The 17661-nt window shown below is 66.3% G+C and carries 18 protein-coding genes and 1 tRNA gene; 8 read left to right on the top strand and 11 right to left on the bottom strand.

Annotated elements, in window-relative coordinates:
- Nucleotides 1-18 precede the first annotated feature (18 nt).
- Nucleotides 19-204 (top strand): 4-oxalocrotonate tautomerase, encoded by a 186-nt coding sequence (locus tag RZR99_RS09230; protein ID WP_323119438.1) that lies wholly within the window; start codon nt 19-21, stop codon nt 202-204.
- A gap of 1139 nt (nt 205-1343) precedes the next feature.
- On the opposite strand, the gene RZR99_RS09225 is transcribed toward RZR99_RS09230, so the two are convergent.
- From RZR99_RS09225 to RZR99_RS09205, 5 genes are all read right to left on the bottom strand, one after another.
- A tRNA-Ala gene (locus tag RZR99_RS09225) sits at nt 1344-1419 on the bottom strand.
- 77 nt (nt 1420-1496) lie between these two features.
- Complete coding sequence (locus RZR99_RS09220; protein ID WP_323119437.1) at nt 1497-1841, bottom strand: c-type cytochrome; 345 nt, start codon at nt 1839-1841, stop codon at nt 1497-1499.
- A complete protein-coding gene (locus RZR99_RS09215; RefSeq protein WP_323119436.1) occupies nt 1838-2638 on the bottom strand; it encodes a BON domain-containing protein in 801 nt (266 codons plus the stop codon). Before RZR99_RS09215 ends, RZR99_RS09220 begins: the two co-directional genes overlap by 4 nt.
- A gap of 18 nt (nt 2639-2656) precedes the next feature.
- The gene (locus RZR99_RS09210) at nt 2657-3244 is read right to left on the bottom strand and encodes an SIS domain-containing protein (protein ID WP_323119435.1); all 588 of its coding nucleotides are present in this window, start codon (nt 3242-3244) and stop codon (nt 2657-2659) included.
- Between the two features lie 284 nt (nt 3245-3528).
- Nucleotides 3529-3963 (bottom strand): YraN family protein, encoded by a 435-nt coding sequence (locus tag RZR99_RS09205; RefSeq protein ID WP_407655425.1) that lies wholly within the window; start codon nt 3961-3963, stop codon nt 3529-3531.
- A gap of 46 nt (nt 3964-4009) precedes the next feature.
- On the opposite strand from RZR99_RS09205, the gene rsmI reads away from it, so the two are divergent.
- Complete coding sequence (gene rsmI / locus RZR99_RS09200) at nt 4010-4888, top strand: 16S rRNA (cytidine(1402)-2'-O)-methyltransferase (protein ID WP_323119433.1); 879 nt, start codon at nt 4010-4012, stop codon at nt 4886-4888.
- Nucleotides 4889-4977: 89 nt separating this feature from the next.
- On the opposite strand, the gene RZR99_RS09195 is transcribed toward rsmI, so the two are convergent.
- A complete protein-coding gene (locus RZR99_RS09195) occupies nt 4978-5586 on the bottom strand; it encodes a septal ring lytic transglycosylase RlpA family protein (RefSeq protein WP_323119432.1) in 609 nt (202 codons plus the stop codon).
- A 621-nt stretch (nt 5587-6207) separates the two neighbouring features.
- On the opposite strand from RZR99_RS09195, the gene RZR99_RS09190 reads away from it, so the two are divergent.
- The 3 genes from RZR99_RS09190 (at nt 6208) to RZR99_RS09180 (ending at nt 8024) form a co-directional block, all read left to right on the top strand.
- Complete coding sequence (locus RZR99_RS09190; RefSeq protein ID WP_323119431.1) at nt 6208-6852, top strand: MBL fold metallo-hydrolase; 645 nt, start codon at nt 6208-6210, stop codon at nt 6850-6852.
- Entirely contained in the window at nt 6849-7475 is a 627-nt protein-coding gene (locus RZR99_RS09185) for a 3'-5' exonuclease family protein (protein ID WP_407655422.1), read from the top strand. Before RZR99_RS09190 ends, RZR99_RS09185 begins: the two co-directional genes overlap by 4 nt.
- A 90-nt stretch (nt 7476-7565) precedes the next feature.
- Nucleotides 7566-8024 (top strand): Lrp/AsnC family transcriptional regulator, encoded by a 459-nt coding sequence (locus RZR99_RS09180; RefSeq protein ID WP_252981918.1) that lies wholly within the window; start codon nt 7566-7568, stop codon nt 8022-8024.
- A 19-nt stretch (nt 8025-8043) separates the two neighbouring features.
- On the opposite strand, the gene RZR99_RS09175 is transcribed toward RZR99_RS09180, so the two are convergent.
- The 3 genes from RZR99_RS09175 to RZR99_RS09165 form a co-directional block, all read right to left on the bottom strand.
- Nucleotides 8044-9228, bottom strand: a complete 1185-nt coding sequence (locus RZR99_RS09175; protein WP_323119482.1) for a cation diffusion facilitator family transporter — start codon at nt 9226-9228, stop codon at nt 8044-8046.
- Between the two features lie 239 nt (nt 9229-9467).
- The gene (locus RZR99_RS09170) at nt 9468-9761 is read right to left on the bottom strand and encodes an H-NS histone family protein (RefSeq protein WP_323119481.1); all 294 of its coding nucleotides are present in this window, start codon (nt 9759-9761) and stop codon (nt 9468-9470) included.
- A gap of 383 nt (nt 9762-10144) precedes the next feature.
- Nucleotides 10145-10849, bottom strand: a complete 705-nt coding sequence (locus RZR99_RS09165) for a HugZ family pyridoxamine 5'-phosphate oxidase (RefSeq protein WP_323119430.1) — start codon at nt 10847-10849, stop codon at nt 10145-10147.
- 210 nt (nt 10850-11059) lie between these two features.
- Between RZR99_RS09165 and RZR99_RS09160 the strand changes: the two genes are divergently transcribed.
- Nucleotides 11060-12268: an MFS transporter gene (locus tag RZR99_RS09160; RefSeq protein WP_323119429.1), complete on the top strand. Its 1209-nt coding sequence runs from the start codon at nt 11060-11062 to the stop codon at nt 12266-12268.
- Nucleotides 12269-12446: 178 nt separating this feature from the next.
- Here the strand turns inward: RZR99_RS09160 and RZR99_RS09155 are convergent, their stop codons facing one another.
- Both RZR99_RS09155 and RZR99_RS09150 read right to left on the bottom strand, forming a co-directional pair.
- Entirely contained in the window at nt 12447-13589 is a 1143-nt protein-coding gene (locus RZR99_RS09155; protein WP_323119428.1) for a branched-chain amino acid ABC transporter substrate-binding protein, read from the bottom strand.
- Nucleotides 13590-14035: 446 nt separating this feature from the next.
- Nucleotides 14036-15136, bottom strand: a complete 1101-nt coding sequence (locus RZR99_RS09150; protein WP_323119427.1) for an NAD(P)H-dependent flavin oxidoreductase — start codon at nt 15134-15136, stop codon at nt 14036-14038.
- Nucleotides 15137-15368: 232 nt separating this feature from the next.
- Between RZR99_RS09150 and RZR99_RS09145 the strand changes: the two genes are divergently transcribed.
- Together RZR99_RS09145 and RZR99_RS09140 are read left to right on the top strand one after the other, a co-directional pair.
- Nucleotides 15369-16061 (top strand): dienelactone hydrolase family protein, encoded by a 693-nt coding sequence (locus tag RZR99_RS09145; RefSeq protein ID WP_323119426.1) that lies wholly within the window; start codon nt 15369-15371, stop codon nt 16059-16061.
- Between the two features lie 86 nt (nt 16062-16147).
- Complete coding sequence (locus RZR99_RS09140; protein ID WP_323119425.1) at nt 16148-17617, top strand: amidase; 1470 nt, start codon at nt 16148-16150, stop codon at nt 17615-17617.
- The last annotated feature ends 44 nt before the right edge of the window (nt 17618-17661 follow it).

The following is a 17661-nucleotide window of genomic DNA, read 5'->3' as shown; positions in this document are numbered from 1 at the left end:
GCCCATCGGAGAATCGCCATGCCCACGCTGCACCTCGAAATGCACCCCGGCCGTACCCTGGAACAAAAGCGCGCGTTCGTCCGCGAAGCGACCCGCGTCGCAGCGGAAACGCTGGCCTGTCCGCCCGAGAGCGTGGATATCGTGATCACCGAGGTGTCGCGAGAGGCGTGGGCGAAGGGCGGGAAGTTGATGTCGGACAGCTGAGGGGGAGTCCGCGATCGGAGCGTTACGGCGACTGGTCGCCGGTCGCGACGCTCAATCGCGGTTTGTCGATGAATCGCCCGGCCGACGGTTGTCGCCATGCGTGCGGATCGCAGGAGGTTTCGTTGACATGGGGCGGTTCGATGCGTCGTTTCCTCTCTTGCAACGGGAATGTCTGGCCGAGTTCTGCATGCAGGGGGCACGACTAAGACATGCCGACGCGAAAGCAGCCACGCTTCATCGCATCCCGCATCCCGCATCCCGCATCCCGCATCCCGCATCCGCAACCAAGCCGGCTCACGGGCCGGTTTTTCTCGAACCTATCACCCGACCTTGTGGAGATACCGGCGGATCGCCGGTTGGCCTGCCGATGTCGGCAGCGTCTGCCGTCCACACGCTCTGCAAGCCTGTGGACCCTTGCCGTGTGCCTGTTCGCGTCACGGCCCGTTTTCCCCATGGTGTTTGGTTTATGTATACGTATACATAGGAATAGTTAACAAGGGACGCATCTGCCTGTGGACAATCCCGAAATGTCGAGGCGGGTCAACGCGATATCGAACCTTGAATCCACAGTACTGTGCGTGAATATCCCCAGCGAACCCCGAACAACTTCGAGGCCACAGGCGCTGTGAGCGACTTATCAAGAATCGGTCCACAGGCAAGCCGACGAGTTATCCCGAGGATCTTCCCTGCCGCGAGTGGATAACTTGCCTGGGGTCAGGGTGACGCCGGCTGTGGTTGCTGTAGCGACACATCCATCCAGCGGAAAAACAAGACGGCACAGAGACAAGGCGGCGTCCTGTCTTCTCGATGATCGATCCCGGAACCTGCTTTTGGGATAGTGACGCGTCGATTCCGCCGAGATGCCGGACCTTGCATGCCTGTCTACGCAGGCGTTCTCGAGGCATGGGCGCGAGATGCCGCGAGCGACGCCGTTGTGCAAAGGATGGCCGCGCTGTTTCCGGATGGCGTTGGCGGAAGTTCTCGGCATGCCGTTCGAGAACAGGGACACGAATCCCGCAAGTGCTGGCGAGATAGTCGGAATGGACAACCGAAAAAGCCACGGCACGCAAACAAAAACCCCGCGAGCCTTACGGCGCGCGGGGTTCGCGGAAAACAGCGGAACTTCCAGAATTGTCTATTGGTGGAGCGGAGGAGGATCGAACTCCCGACCTTCGCATTGCGAACGCGACGCTCTCCCAGCTGAGCTACCGCCCCAACAGCCGACGATCATACACAAATTCGCGAATGCTTGGCAAGATCGCCAAAAGATCCCAAAGCGATCTTGCGCGCCGTCATTTCGACGGTGCGCCGGCCAGCACCCACTGCACCACCGACTGCGCATCGGCGTCGCTCATCCGGGGGTGAGCAGGCATCGGAATCGCGCCCCATACCCCCGCACCGCCTTCCTTCACCTTCTTCGCGAGCTTCGGCACCGCCTGCGGATCCGCCTTGTAGCGCGCGGCGATTTCCTTGAACGACGGCCCGACCAGTTTGCGATCCACCGCGTGGCAACCCATGCAGGCATTGCCGCGCGCGATCTTCAGCCCGTCGCCCACGTCGGCTCGCACCGGCGCGCTCACGACACCCGCGACGAGCGCCGCTGCCGCGGCGCCCGCAGCCCAACCCTTCACCTTCATGGGCCCACCGCCTTCGGATTGCCCGGATGCACGCTGTTCGAATTGGAAATCGGCGCCGGCGCCTGCAGCGGCGTCGACGTGACAGTCGCATCCGGCACCGCGCCCACCGTCGCGCCGTCGGAAGCCGGCACGGCCGCCGACGCAGCCGACGCGCCGCTCGCGGGCGCCGCCGCCGACAGCGCCTGCGCTTCCTGCGGCTTGACGTACTGGAACACCTTCACGACCTGCGCGACGCCCGACACCCGGCTCGCCACATCGGCACCGCGATCGCCCTCGTCCCGGGTCACGAGCCCCAGCAGGTACACGTTGCCGCGTTCGCACACGACCTTGAAGTCATTCGCGGAAATGCCCTTCTCGGCGATCATCGCGGTTTTCACGCGGCCTTCGAGATACGAATCGTTGGCCCGCGACGACAGCGTGCTCGCCGCCCCCACCGACAGTTCGTTCACGATCGCATTGACGTTGTTGATGCCACGCACGATCTGCTCCGCACGCTGCTTCGCCGCATCGTCCGGCACTTCGCCCGTCAGCAGCACGCGGCGGTTGAACACCGTCACGTTGACGTGCGACTGACTCGGCAGCCCGTTGTTGATCTGCGTGAGCGCCTTCACCTGGATCTCGCGATCCTCGGTCTGCGCGCCGAGCGTCCGGCGATCGGTCGCGACCAGCGCGCCGCCGCCCGCCGCCGCTCCCGCGACGGCCAGCACGCAACCCTGCAGCGTGGCGGCCAGGCCGGCCGACAGGCCGACCACGAGTGTGGTCCTGACTAGCGTCTGTCTGACGCGGCTTGTACTCATCGACAGCTCTCCTTGGAATCAATCCTCGCCCAGCAGCATCGCGTCGATGCCGTCGCACAGGCAATGGATGGTCAGCAGATGGACTTCCTGAATACGCATCGTCCGGTTGGACGGCACGCAGATATGAATATCGATATCGGCCAGCGTGGCGCCCAGGCGTCCGCCGCCGCTGCCGGTCAGCGCAACGACGGTCATCTCGCGCTCGCGCGCCTCGTCGACGGCGGCAAGCACGCGCACCGATTCGCCGAGCGGGTCGAGCGCCAGCAGCACGTCGCCCATCTGGCCGAAGGCACGCACCTGCTGCGCGAAAATCTGGTCGGCGGCCTCGCCGCCGACGAAGGTGCCGGTCTGGCTCGCATCGGTGGCAAGCGCCAGACCGGGCAGCCCCGGCCGCTCGCGCTCGAAACCGCCGATCAGCGCGCCGGCGAGCCGTGCCGCCGCAGCGGCGGACGGGCCGTCGCCGCACGCGACGATCTTGTTGCCGTTCGCGAGCGCCATGAACATCGCGTCGACGGCCGCCGCGATCGGCAGGGACAGCGCGTCCAATGCCTCGAGCGTGAGCGTCGCGCTGTCGCGGATATGTTGCTGAATACGTTCGACTGACATCGATTCCTATCGGGTACTACGCGCGATCCGAGTCGCGCGGCATCGTGAGTGCCGCGAGTTTACCGTACTCCGAGCACGTCACCGGGCCGTTCGCCGCATCTGTTTACATCTCGACACAACCTGGGCCGGTTCACGCCGATCGCGGGCTCGCGAAGCGCGCGACCGCATGTGCGCGAACGGACGCGCACCGATCGACGCCGCAATCCGGCCAACGACGCTCGTTCCCAAAAACCGCCTCTCCCGCACCGGTCGCCGCAAGGCGCTGTCGTCATCGCATCCCGTCCCTAGACTTCGTCCGCGCGAAACGCATCACGCAACCAGACGAGCCGGCCGCCCTCGAACGCGACCACATCGAAGCGGCATGCCCGGCCGCCGCCGTCGCGCGCCCAGACCGCCTGCGCCGCATGCACGATGCGCTGCTGCTTGCGCCTGCCGACGCTCGCGGCCGCGCCGCCGTAGCGTCCGCTGGCGCGGGCGCGCACCTCGACGAATACCAGCGTGCCGTCTCGATCGCGCATCACGAGATCGATCTCGCCGCCGCGCACGACCACATTGGCCGCGACGAACACCAGATGCGCGCGTTCGAGGAACCCTCGCGCCCGCTGCTCGAACGCCGCTCCGACGCGCTTGGACTCCGCCGCCGCCGAAAAGTTGTCGCGCGCCGCGGCCCGCCCGCGTTCCCGCCCGGCCGTCTCCGGCGCCGCATCCGCGTGGCACAATGCGGAGCTTCTTCTGCCTGCGCCGCCGCTCCGCGCCTTTTGTGTCATGACGCCCCTCCTCGAACTCGCGCAAGCGCAGCACTACCCGGACAGCACGCTCTATGTGGTCGCAACGCCGATCGGCAATACCGCCGACATCACGCTGCGCGCGCTGCACGTGCTGGCGCTGGTCGACCGCATCGCCGCCGAAGACACGCGCAACACCGGCCAACTGCTGGCGCGCTACGGCATCTCGAAACCGCTCGTGGCCGTGCACGAACACAACGAGCGCGCCGCCGCCGTGAAGCTGATCGACCATTTGCGCGCGGGCGAGCGGATCGCGTACGTCTCCGACGCGGGCACACCGGGCATTTCCGATCCGGGCGCGAAACTGGTGGATGCGGTGCGCGCGGCCGGCTTCGGGGTGATTCCGCTGCCCGGCGCCAACGCAGCCGCCGCGGCGCTCAGCGTCGCGGGCGACTGGGCCGGCCCGTTCACTTTTGCGGGCTTCCTGCCGCCCAAGGCCAAACAACGCGCCGGCGCCTTGCAGCAGTTGAAGGCGCACCCCTACGCCCTCGTGTTCTACGAAGCGCCGCACCGCATCGTCGAGACGGTCGCGGCGCTGGCCGACACGCTCGGCGGCGCCCGCCGCCTGTTGATTGCGCGTGAACTCACGAAATTACACGAGGACCTGTTCCAGGGAACCCTGGCCGAAGGGCCAACGTGGCTGGAAGCGGATGCGAACCGGCAGCGCGGCGAATTCGTGCTGGTGGTCGAAGGCGCCCCCCAGCAGGACGACGATGGGGACGAAAGCGCCCACGACGATCTGCTGAAGCTGCTGTTGGAAGAGGTCCCGGTGAAAAGCGCGGCGAAGCTGGCGGCGGCGCTGACGGGGGCGTCGCGCAATACGCTGTACGCGCGGGCGCTGACGCTCAAGGACGCCTGAAACAGAGCGGCGGAGCTCAAAAAGCACAAGGGCCGCGCAAAGCGGCCCCTGGCTGAACGACGGGTGAAACGAAACGGAAAGCGGCGCGCTTACTTCGCGGCGGTCGACGCGAGCATCTCGTCGCGCGCAACCCGCGCTTCCTGCGGCGAAAGGCCCTGGATCTTCACCCGGCCGGTGCCGGAATGCACGAGACCGATTACCTTCGCGGCGGCATACGACAGATCGAGCACCCGTCCGCGCGAGAACGGCCCCCGGTCGTTGACCTTCACGACCACCGATTTGCCGTTCGCCTGATTCGTCACGCGGATGTACGACGCAAGCGGCAGCGTGCGATGCGCGGCGGTCAGCGCATTCATGTTGAAGCGTTCGCCGTTCGCGGTGCGGCGGCCGTGGAAGCCCTTGCCGTACCACGAGGCCCTGCCGGCCTGGCGGAAGTCGGACACATCCGCCGCATCGAGCGGCTGCGCATCGGCGAGCGATGCGCGCGCGGCGTCCGCCGTATCGACGGCGGGCATCGAGGCCAGCGCCGTGTCGAAGTTCAGCTGCGTGCCCGAGTCCGTGGTGTCGGAAGCCGTGCGCAACGCGTCTTTCGGTTTCGCGCTGCCCGTTTGCTCGGGCGCGCCAGGCGGCATCGCGCAGCCTGTCAGTGCAAAAAATACCGCTAGTGTCCCGAAGTGTCTCGGTAATCGAAATTTCATCGACGTGTCGCCTACTGGTGCGGGCCGCCATACTGCCGATGCGGCCCGGACGGATATGCGCGCACGCCCCGCTCGGACGAGCAGGCGCTTGCACTGGTGCGGCTGACGTACTGCCGCTACCGTCCTGATTAGCTTTCACGTCTGGCGCAACCTGTCCCCGGCAGCCTGACCAGACCCCACATGCCGCCATCGAACATGGCTTCCACGTTCGCGCGCGTCGCAGACTCAGACGCACAGGAACGGCGGCACAGGCCTCATCCGGCGTCGCGGCAGCAAGGCCGCAGCGGGCGCGTGGCGCCCGGCCGGACAAGACGTGAGTACCGAACGAATCGGTACCAAGATGCACCGCCGAGATTCCGGCGGCTAGTGCATTGACAGCGCGCCAAGCACCGTTTATACGGTGCCGGAACGCCTGTTGATTGCGTGGTCTTCCACGCACAATGGGCCGCATTATACATAACCGAAATGGCCGCCTCAAAAACGGCCGGGTTCGACCATTGATTCTCACTCTGGGCGTAACAATCGATATTTGATTCATTTGCACCGGTGCAGCCGCGGCGGACGACGGACGGGCCTCCCGCGCGACCAGTACAATCGATGCTTTTAGCCGGCGCATCGCTCATGAAAGTCACACTCATTCCCGTCACGCCGTTCCAGCAGAACTGCTCGCTGCTCGTCTGCGAAACCACGGGACGAGCCGCCGTCGTCGACCCCGGCGGCGACCTCGACGTTATCCAGCAGGAAGTCGCGCGGCAGAACGTGCAGGTCGAGAAAGTGCTGCTCACGCACGGCCACATCGATCACTGCGCAGGCGCGAAAACGCTGGCCGCGCACTACGGCGTGCAGATCGAGGGACCGCAGGAAGACGAGCGTTTCTGGATCGAGAAGCTGCCGGCGCAGAGCGAACGCTTCGGCTTTCCCGCCGCGGACGCATTCGAGCCGGACCGCTGGCTGAACGACGGCGAGACCGTCACGTTCGGCGCCGAGACGCTCGAGGTCTATCACTGCCCCGGCCACACGCCCGGGCACGTCGTGTTCTTCAGCCGCGCGCACCGGCTCGCGATCGTCGGCGACGTGCTGTTCGCGGGCTCGATCGGCCGCACCGACTTCCCGCGCGGCAATCATGCGGACCTGATCCGCTCGATCCGCACCAAGCTCTGGCCGCTCGGCGACGACATCACGTTCGTGCCGGGCCACGGCCCGGTATCGACGTTCGGCGACGAGCGCAGGACGAATCCGTTCGTCGCGGACGGAGTGGCAGGATGAGCCAGGAAATCTACGTCAGCACCGATGTCGAGGCGGACGGTCCGATTCCCGGCCCGCACTCCATGCTGAGCTTCGCGTCCGCCGCCTACACGGAAGACAAGCAACTGATCGCCACCTTCTCCGCGAACCTCGAGACGCTGCCCGGCGCGACCGCGCATCCGGTCCAGGAGGCGTGGTGGAAAACCCAGCCGGACGCGTGGGCCGCGTGCCGGAAGGATCTGCAGCAGCCGGAGGCCGCGCTGAACGCCTATGTCGAATGGGTGGAGGCGCTGCCCGGCAAGCCGGTATTCGTCGCGATGCCGGCGGGCTTCGACTTCACCTATATGTTCTGGTACATGATGCGCTTCGCCGGACGCTGTCCGTTCTCGTGGTCGGCGCTCGACATCAAGACGCTCGCGTTCGCGATGACCGGCCTGCCGTACCGCAAGGCGATCAAGCCGCGCTTCCCCAAGCGCTGGTTCGACGACCATCCGCACACCCATGTCGCGCTCGACGATGCGATCGAGCAAGGCGCGCTGTTCTGCAACATGCTGGCCGAGCTGCGAGTGCAGCAAGCGCAGCATCCGTTGCGCAACGATGCGGCCGATACAGTACAAAATGCTACGGATGAACCGGCGGGCTAGCGAATATCGCTCGCTTTGACCACCCTGGATTGCGTTTCTTTTCGCCGGCCTCTACCATTCGGAAATGGTGTACCCGCCTTGGAGGCACAGGTGACTCTCGATACCTTTTCGCAAAAAATCCTTCGCCTGTTGCAGCTCGACGCGCGCCGTTCCGTGCAGGAGATTTCCGATCAGGTCGGTCTCTCCAGCACGCCTTGCTGGCGCCGCATCAAGGATATGGAGCAGTCGGGCGTGATCCAGCGCTACACCGCGCTGCTCGATCGGGAAAAGCTCGGCCTGCACGTCTGCGCGCTCGCGCACGTCCACCTGACCCGCCACAATGAGGGCGGCGTCGAGCAGTTCGAGCGCGAAATCGCGACCTGTCCCGAAGTCACCGAGTGCTACAGCACGACCGGCGAAGCCGATTACATCCTCAAGATCGTCGCGCCCGACATCAAGGCCTACGATGTGTTCCTGCACGAACGCATCTTCAAGATCCCGGCGGTCTCGCAGGTCCGGACGAGCGTCGTGCTGCGCGAAATCAAGTTCGATACCCAACTGCCGCTCTGAACCGGCCGCGACGGCCGGCCTACGCCGATAGCCCGGAACCCGCCGGATGCGGATCGGCGGCCAGCGCGCGGGCGATGCCGACCCGCCGCGCGCCGAATGCCCGCTTCAGCGCGTCCGGATCGAGCTGTCCGGCCGGATCCGGGGCGCCATTGCGGGCGTCGGGCGCGAGCGTGATGTCGATTTCGAGCCCGGTACTGAGGTAATGCAGGTTGACCGCCGACGGCCGCAGACCCCGGCTCGCCAGCTCGGCCTCGATCCGCGCCGCCACCTGGCTGCGCGGCGGCAGCCCCAGCGCCGGACGCCGCGCGGCGTCGTTTTCCGGATCAACGTGGATCAGCGCGTCGAGCACGCGTTTGTCGGTCAGCGCCCGCGCCCGCGCCGATTCGGCGATGAAATGCCCTTCGGACACGGAAATCATCGGATCGACCAGGATATGCGCGTCGACGAGCGCCGAATCGCCCATCTTGCGAGTGCGCAGGTCATGCACGTCGAGCACGCCGGGGGTCGCCGCCAGCAGGGCGCGGATCTCGGCGGACGCCTCTTCGTCGAGCGCCCGGTCGGACAGATCCTGCAGGGCGTCCCAGCCGAACGTCCAGCCCATGCGCGCCACCATGAAACCGACGATGGCCGCCGCGATCGGATCGAGCAGCTTCACGCCGGCCAGGCTGCCGATGATGCCGATCGCGACCACCAGCGACGACGCCGCGTCCGAGCGGGCGTGCCACGCATTGGCGACCAGCAGGGCCGACCGCACGCGCTGCGCCTCGCGCAGCATGTAGCGAAACAGCGCTTCCTTCGAGAACAGGACGATAACGGCGACCGCCAGCGCAATCGCGTGCACGTCGGGAATCTCGTCGAGATGGACGATCCGGTCTCCCGCCCGCCACAACATGCCGATCCCGACCGTAATCAGGATCGCGCCAAGAAATAAGGACCCGACGGTTTCGTAGCGGCTATGACCGTAATTATGGTCGGCATCAGGTTTCGCTCCGCTATGCCGGTTGGCGATCAGCACAATGAAATCGGATACCAAATCCGATAACGAGTGGACGCCGTCCGCAATCAATGCCTGTGAATGGGCAATAACACCGATCAGGATCTGCAGTGTGGCCAGGACCACATTGACCACAATACTGACGAATGTACTCTTGCGCGCAACCGCGTGTTTTTCCGAACTCGGATCGTCTTTGGAAAATGTGGACATGAAATACCAGATATCTGGAACGGATATCCGGATTCTATCAAGCGCGGGCGGCAAACGGTGCGCCGACGCAAAGAAAAACCTGCAAAATCAACCGCTTATGAAAATGCGTAGCGTTTTCATTTACCCGGCGAGGCGGCGCTTCCGGGAGATATTCCGCCCATCCCGCCGGCGGATAAAACACAAAAGGCCACGCACCCCTGCAGGGGGCGTAGCCTTTGCGCCAAACAGCGGAACAGCCGTCAGATCGCGAATTGTTCGCGGTTTTTGCCGGCGATCCAGCGCGGCGGCTTGCCGCGGCCCGACCACGTCGCGCCGCTTTCCGGATCGCGATATTTCGCCGCCACGCCCGCGCGCGGACGACCGACCTTGCCGCCCTTGCCGCGGCCAAGACCGAGTTCGGCGAGCGTAAAGCCGTAGTCGGCGATCTTCTGCTTCACATCATTCAGCACTTCCGCGTATTCACGCGACTTTGCTTCTTCGATTTGCTTCTCCAGCTTCTCACGCTGCGCAAGAAGATCTTTGTAAGAAGACATAAATTCCCTTTTTATCTGACCAAATGACACCGATCTGGAGCCGGCTCGCCATTTAACTATAACAATGCCTCGGATAATGAGGGCAGAGATTAGCACAAAAAAGAAATCGGCGAATGCGATGAGACAGAAAATAAATGTTGTCTTTTGTGATTTGATTGTTCAATTTGACCAGCAAGCGCTTCATTTTCAATTATCGCTTACCAGGAGCGAACATTAGGCTATTTCAGTGCATATTTTAAGCTTTCAGAATGCGCAATTGGGGCGTGCGACTTAAATGGAAGTTTTCATCAAACGAAAGGTTTGCCCTCGATTCTCGTGTGGCGCCCCGTCTTATCTTGTTAAATAAACGCAGCACGCCCGTTATAACCCCCCGCGGACAACGCTTACGTGCGCGTCGGCAGGGACAGGGAGGGTGCGACGGTTTGAAGCGCCGCCGCGACGGCGGCCGGGTCGGTTTTCGGCGCATCGAACGGCGTGCGTACCCGGCGGCCGTCCCGGCGCCAGTCCGCGCCGTAGCGGTCGACGCCCAGCAGAGCGAGTCCGGCGCGGTGCAACGGCGGCCGGTCGGCGGCGGCCCACAGTGCCTGCTCTTCGTCGAACGACAGCGGCGGCAGCGGATCGAGCGCGTCCGCGTCGAGCCAGCCCATCTGGCCGAATCCGCCGATATAGCGCATCCGCTGGCAGACCAGCGCCCAGAACGAGAAATCGCCGAGCGCGACATAGCGCGCGGCGTCCGGGTGATAGCGCAGATAGCGCTGGGTCAGGGATGGATCGTCGTCGATCCGCTCGAAGCGGCCGACCAGCGTCACGCGCGCGGCATTCAGCACGCCGCCTTCCGGCTCCGCGCCGCCGGACGCGACGCTGTCCGGCTCGTCCACCACCAGGAACCCGGCACGCGGATCGGCGGCCAGATTGCGCGTGTGCTCGGCGAGCCCGCTCACGAGTATCACCGGCCGGTGCCGTGCATCGAGCGCAAACGGCATGACGGTCGGATACGGGAACCCCTCGGGCGAACGCGCGTGTGTCGCGAGCGTACCGAGCCCGTTGCGGTGCAGCAGGTGTAGCGGCAAATCGGCGGGAATATTCAACGGCGTGATCCTTGCATCGAAAGACAATAACAATAGCGCGCGATACCCGGCGACGGGATCTGGCGCGAAGCGGACAGGATCGCCCGCTTCGCGCGCGCCCGCAAGCGCGCGCCGGATCGCTCGGCTAGAATCGGGCGCTGGTCTCCGACCGCGCATCGTCAGCTTCGCCGCTCGCATACCGCCATTTCCACGTTTCTCCACGAGTTTCCCGTGTCAGATCCATCCTCCCCCGATTTCGCTTCGCTGCCCGCCGCTCACCGCGATCTGTCCGCCACGGCGAGGAAGCGGTCGCGGATCGCGACGATGGCGCTGTTCTTCGTCGCGGGGATGATCTATGCATCGTGGGGCGTGCACGTGCCGACCGTGCGCGATCGCTTCGCGCTGAGCCCGGCGCTGCTGTCTTTCGCGCTGCTCGCGGTGGCGCTCGGCTCGATCGCCGCGATGACGACCAACGCGCGCTGGATTGCGCGCGTCGGCACCCGCACCGCGTGCCTCGCCGGTGGCGTTGCGATGTCGGCCTGCGCGGCGCTGATCCTGATCGTGCCGTCCTATCCGCTGCTGCTGGCGGTGCTCGCGCTGTTCGGCTTCTCGATGGCGACGTTCGACGTCGCGATGAACGCCGAAGCCAGCGCGGTCGAGAACGCGGCGGGTCAACCGATCATGTCGATGCTGCACGGGATGTTCAGCGTCGGCGGCATGGCGGGGGCCGCCGCAGGCGGCGCGCTGCTGTCGGCCGGCATGGCGCCCGCCGTCCACCTGGCGCTCGCGGCGCTCGTCGGCGCGGGGGTCTTGCTGGCGGCCTGTCCGTCAGTCCTGCCCCACGTACCGCACACCGATCCCGCGCACGGCGGCGGCGCGAGCCGCTGGCGTTCGTCGGCGTTGTGGATGCTCGGCGCGATCGCGCTGGTCGCCTTGATCGCCGAGGGGGCGATGTATGACTGGGCGACGGTCTACATGCGCGACGTCGTCGCCGCGTCACCCGCGCTCGCGAGTGCCGCCTATGCGGCGTTCTGCGGAGGAATGGCGGCGGCCCGCTTCGCGGGCGACGCGGTCCGTGCCCGTTTCGGCGCACCGCAGCTCGTGTTCGCCAGCGCATCGCTCGCGTGCGCCGGGATGATTGCCGCATTGCTGCTGCCGCATCCGGCCGTCGCGCTGTTCGGCTTCACGCTGATGGGCCTGGGTCTCGCGAACATGATGCCCGTGTTGTTCGCCGCCGCCGCGCGCGTCGAGGGAATCCACGCGGCCGAAGGGCTCGCGCACGTCGCGGGCCTGGCCTACTTCGGCCTGCTCTTCGGGCCGGTCGTGATCGGCGCCGTCACGCAAGCGGTCAGCCTCCCGGCCGGCCTGTCCGTCGTCGCGCTCTGCTCGGCGCTGGTTGCGCTCGTCGCGCCGAAAGTGCTGGGCCGCCTCAAGGTGTAACGCGCGGCGCGCATCGCACATGCTGCCGCCGGCGCGCTTGTCTGCGCGGCATACGTCGCACACGCGCATGTCGAAAACGCGCACGTCGAAAAAACCGTCGTCAACGCACCGCCCAAAAAACAAAGCGCGCATGCCTGTCGGCATGCGCGCTTCGACCCCTCCGTTCGCCGCTGAATAATTACATCTTCACCTGGTCGAGGAACGACTTCTTGCCGCCCTTGTAGTCGTACAGCGAAATGACGCCGTGCTTCAGGTCGCCCTTCGAGTCGAACACCGTTTCACCGATCACGCCCTTGTAGTCCGTCGTCGGCATCACCGCGAGAATCTTCGCCGGATCGGTCGAATTCGCGCGCTTCATCGCATCGACGATGATGTACACCGCGTCATACGTGAACGGCGAATAGATCTGGATCGGCTGGCCGAAACGCTTCTGGTACTTCGCCTGGAACGCCGAGCCGCCCGGCATCTTCTCGAGCGCCGCCCCCGCCTGCGAGCACACCACGTTCTCGACCGCGTCGCCGGCCAGGTCCGACAGCTGCTCGGTACACACGCCGTCGCCCGCAAGGATCTTCGCGCGCAGGCCGAGCTGCTTCGCCTGTTTCGCGAACGGGCCGCCCGTCGCATCCATGCCGCCGTACATGATCGCGTCCGGATTCTCGCCCTTGATCTTGGTCAGAATCGCGCGGAAGTCGACCGCCTTGTCGTTGGTCGCGTCGTGCGACATCACCTTCAGGCCGAGCGCCTTCGCCCTCTTCTCGAATTCGTTCGCGAGACCCTGGCCGTAGGCGGTCGAGTCGTCGACCACGGCAACGCTCTTGATGCCCTTCGACTGCGCGTAGTTCGCGAGCGCCGGACCTTGCTGCGCGTCGGTTGCAACGACGCGATAGGTCGTCTTGAAGCCCTGCTGCGTGTAAGCCGGATTGGTTGCCGACGGCGAGATCTGCACGATGCCCGCATCGCTGTAGATCTTCGATGCCGGGATCGACGTGCCGGAGTTCAAGTGACCGACGACCGCGACGACCTTGTCGTCGACGAGCTTCTGCGCCACCTGCGTCGCCGTGCGCGGGTCGGCCGCATCGTCCTGCGCGTCGAGCTGGAGCGTGATCTTTTCGCCGCCGATCGTGAGGCCCTTCGCGTTGATCTCCTCGACCGCGAGGCGCGCGCCGTTTTCGTTGTCCTTGCCCAGGTGGGCGATCCCCCCCGTCAACGGTGCGACGTGACCGATCTTGACGACTTGATCGGCCGCCGCATTCGTCGCGGCTGCGGCAAACAGCATCGCTGCCGCGCTAATCGGCAACAGCCTTTGCATCTTGATATTCATATAAGTCTCCAGTTTCGGTCCCAAAAAACGCCATCGCCCGTGCCCCGCTCCATCCCCGTGCTTCATGATGACTTGTCACTGGACGAATCGCCGGATGCATCGTTCATGCACTTGGCCTCAAGCACGCGACACGCCCGCTTTTAGCGGGCGCCTCCGCGTACTTGCGCGCAAGTGTAGGTGATCAAATTAATTTGTGGGATCTTTTTGGGAAAGTGGGACGACTACCAATATCGCATTCGAGACGATCGCGTTCCGGATCGCTCGAAACCCCCACGGGATAAGGGTTTCCGCTAATTAGGATCGGAAATGAAAGGCAGAATTAATGGTGGATTGCGGGCGGCCGATAATGTTTTGAATCAAGGCCTTCGGGCTGAAAGAATTCACTGAGACGCGGCCGCCGCGGGGCGCGGACGGCGCGCGTCGAACCGCGCGGGCGCGACGGTTTTTCAGCCTGCGGCGGCACCCGTGCGCGATGCTGCCGCGCGCCACTCGGCGTCGAGCGCATCGATCAGCCCGGCGGTCGTAGTGCGATCGCCGCGTACCCGCCCGAGCGGTGCGCCCTGGCCCGACCACAGCGACAGATACTCGCCGTCGTTCGCGCGCGCCGCGGCCTGCCGCAATTCCTGCGTCAGCGCATTCTGGACCGGGTACGGCGCGACCGTATCGAGCTGCGCGCCGAGCCGCGCCATCAAGGTATTGCGGATCCCGCGCGCATGGCGTCCGGTGATCGCGCGGGTGACGGCGGTCGCCGTGTCGCCGCTCGCCAGCAGCCGCGCTTTCCAGTCCGGCGCGATCGCGCTCTCCACGCAGGCGAGGAACGCGGTGCCGAGCTGCGCGCCCTGCGCGCCGAGCGCCAGCGCCGCCGCGATGCCGCGGCCGTCCATGATGCCGCCCGCCGCGAGCACCGGCAGCCCGGTCGCATCGACGAGCTGCGGCACCAGCGCCATCGTGCCGATCAGCGCATCCTCGGCCGCGCCGATGAAGGTGCCGCGATGGCCGCCCGCTTCCGCGCCCTGCGCGGAAATCGCATCCGCGCCGGCTGCCAGCCAGGCGAGCCCTTCCGCGACATGCGTCGCCGTGCCGATCACATAGATGCCCGCGGCCTTCAAGCGCGCGACATCCTCGCGGGCCAGCACGCCGAACGTGAAGCTCGCGACCGGCACGCGCAGTTCGATCAAGGTGTCGAGCTGCGCGCGGAAGTCCGGCGCATAGCGCGCGGGCGGCACGCCCGGCGGCAGGCCGAACACGGCGCGCAGCGGATCGATCGCGGCGAGCGCGCGGCGCACGGTGGCGTCGTCGGGCTGCGCATCGGGCAACGCGAACAGATTGACGGCAAACGGCCGGCGCGTGGCCGCCCGCACCGCCGACACCTCGGCCGCAAGTTTCTCCGGCGCGAACGACGCACCGCCGAGGCTGCCCAGCGCGCCGGCATTGGACGCGGCCGCGACGAGCGCGGGCGTGGTCGCGCCGACCATCGGCGCCTGCACGAGCGGCAGGCGCAGATCGAAACGTTCGGCGAACGGAGACGATACGAAACGGGCAGTCATCACGGGATCCTCGGGACGTGCGCCGCGAAAGCGCTTTGTCAATCGAACGGTGAATCGACTGTACCGAAGCGCGGAGCCGATGAAAAATGAATAATCCAGATCGAAACGATCGCACGGCGAGAAGGCTTGCGCCGCCGGACTGCACGCCGCATCGATTGATGGCACACTGACCCGCCCTTTCACCGTCGAAGCCGCCGTCGCACCGGGCGGCTTCGCTTGCCAGGAGATCTGCATGGCTTCGCAATGGATCGACATTCCCGCCGGCCCCGACACCTTCGGCGGCTACCTCGCGCTGCCGAAGCGCGGCAAGGGGCCGGGCATCATCGTCGTTCAGGAAATTTTCGGCGTGAACAGCCACATCCGCGCGGTCGCCGACCAGTACGCGGCGGACGGCTACGTCGCGCTCGCGCCCGACGTGTTCTGGCGCACGCAGCCGCGAGTCGAACTCACCTATGAAGGCGCGGATCGCGACAAGGGCATCGAGTTGATGCAGAAGACCAACGTCGAGCAGGCGGTGGCCGACCTCGGCGCGGCTGCGGCGGCACTGCGCGCGCGGCCCGAGGTCGGCGGCAAGATCGCCGCGATCGGCTACTGCTTCGGCGGCCGCCTCGCGTATCTCGCGGCGGCGGCGGGATCGGTCGATGCCGCGGTCGCCTATTACGGCGGCGGCATCCAGAACCGCGTCGACGTCGCGGACCGGATCGCGCAGCCGATCCTGTTCCATTACGCCGGCCATGACCACGCCATCCCGGCCGACGCGGTCGCCCAGGTGAAGGCCGCATTCGCCGGTCGCGCCAACGCCGGATTCCACCTGTACGCGGACGCGGAGCACGGCTTCAACTGCACCGACCGCGCGTCGTACAACCAGCACGCCGCCGCGCTCGCGCACGGCCGCACGCTGACTTTCCTCGCCGAACACCTGTAAGCTCGACCCGCCGGCCCGCGCCGCGCGGCGGGCCGGGCCGCCCTGCCTGATCCATCACCCAACGTCACCAACGGGGGTAACAGACGGTGCAATCCGATTATCCGGCTCACGATGCGATCGGGCTCGCCGAGCTTGTCGCCCACCGCAAGGCCAGCGCGCGCGAACTGCTCGACGCGGCGATCGGCCGCGCCGAAGCGCTCAATCCCGCACTCAACGCGATCGTGCTGAACGACTACGAGGCGGCGCGCGAGCGCGTGCGCGACGGCGCGCTGGAAGGACCGTTCGCCGGAGTTCCGTATCTCGCGAAGGATCTCGGCGCGGCCGTGGCCGGATTGCCGCTGTCGATGGGCAGCCGTCACTACCGCGATTACGTGCCGGCTGCCGATTCGCCCGTGATCGCCCTGTCCCGCGCCGCCGGCCTCAACCTCTTCGGCAAGACCAACACGTCGGAATTCGGGCAGATGCCCTACACCGAACCCGAACTGTTCGGCGCCTGCCGCAACCCGTGGAATCTCGACCACACGCCGGGCGGATCGAGCGGCGGCGCCGCGGCCGCAGTCGCCGCCGGGATCGTGCCGCTCGCGCATGCGTCCGACGGCGGCGGATCGATCCGCATTCCGGCCTCGTGCTGCGGCATTTTCGGACTGAAGCCGTCGCGCAACCCGGCGCTCGCATCCATTCCGCATGCCGGCGAACTGGTGGTCGAGCACGCCGTATCGCGCAGCGTGCGCGACAGCGCGCTGCTGCTCGACATCACGACCGGCCGCGCGGGCGGGACCGGCGCGCCGGACACCTATCTCGGCGCACTCGACGCGCCGCCGCGGCCGCTGCGAATCGGCTACGTGACGGATCCGATGTTCGCGCCGGCGCTGTCCGCCGACGTGCTCGCCGCGCTCGACGATGCCGCCGCGCTCGCCGCATCGCTCGGCCATCAGGTGGAGCCTGTCGCGCTGCGGATCGATTTCGCGCAGGCCGCCGAGGTTTTCCTGACGATCTGGGCGACCATCGCCGAAGACGTGGTGCTTGGCGCGCAGCAGTTCACCGGCCGAAAGCCTCGGCGCGGCGAATTCGAACTGGCGTCGTGGACCATGGCCGAGGTCGGCCGCCGGCTCGCCCGCGCGCGCCTGCCCGACACGTTGGAGCTGCAGCGCCAGATCACCGTCGCGGTCGCGAGCGCGCTGTCGCATTGCGACGTGATCCTGTGCGCGTCGCTCGCGGCGCCGCCGATCAAGATCGGCGAAATGCGCCCGACGCCGTTCGAGAACATGCAGATGAAGATGCTCTCGGCCCTGCCCATCAAGCCGCTGCTGAAGGAAATGCTGGCGAAATCGTCGAAGAAGGCGTTCGCGTGGGCGGGCTGCACCGAACTGTTCAATCTGACGGGGCAGCCGGCGATGTCGGTGCCGCTGTACTGGACGCCGCGCGGCCTGCCGATCGGCACGCAGTTCGTCGCGCGCCACGGCGACGACGCGCTGCTGCTGCAGCTTGCGCGGCAATTCGAACTGGCTCGACCGTGGTTCGATAAGCGGCCGCCGCTTGCGCGGGCACAGGGGTGACGCGAATCGATGCGCCCAACAAGAGAAAGACGTCCGGGTTCGAT

Source organism: Burkholderia alba, from assembly GCF_034721475.1.
GTDB classification, from domain to species: domain Bacteria; phylum Pseudomonadota; class Gammaproteobacteria; order Burkholderiales; family Burkholderiaceae; genus Burkholderia; species Burkholderia alba.
Note: the sequence above shows the minus strand (reverse complement) of the source record. Positions and strands in the feature narration are given on the sequence as shown.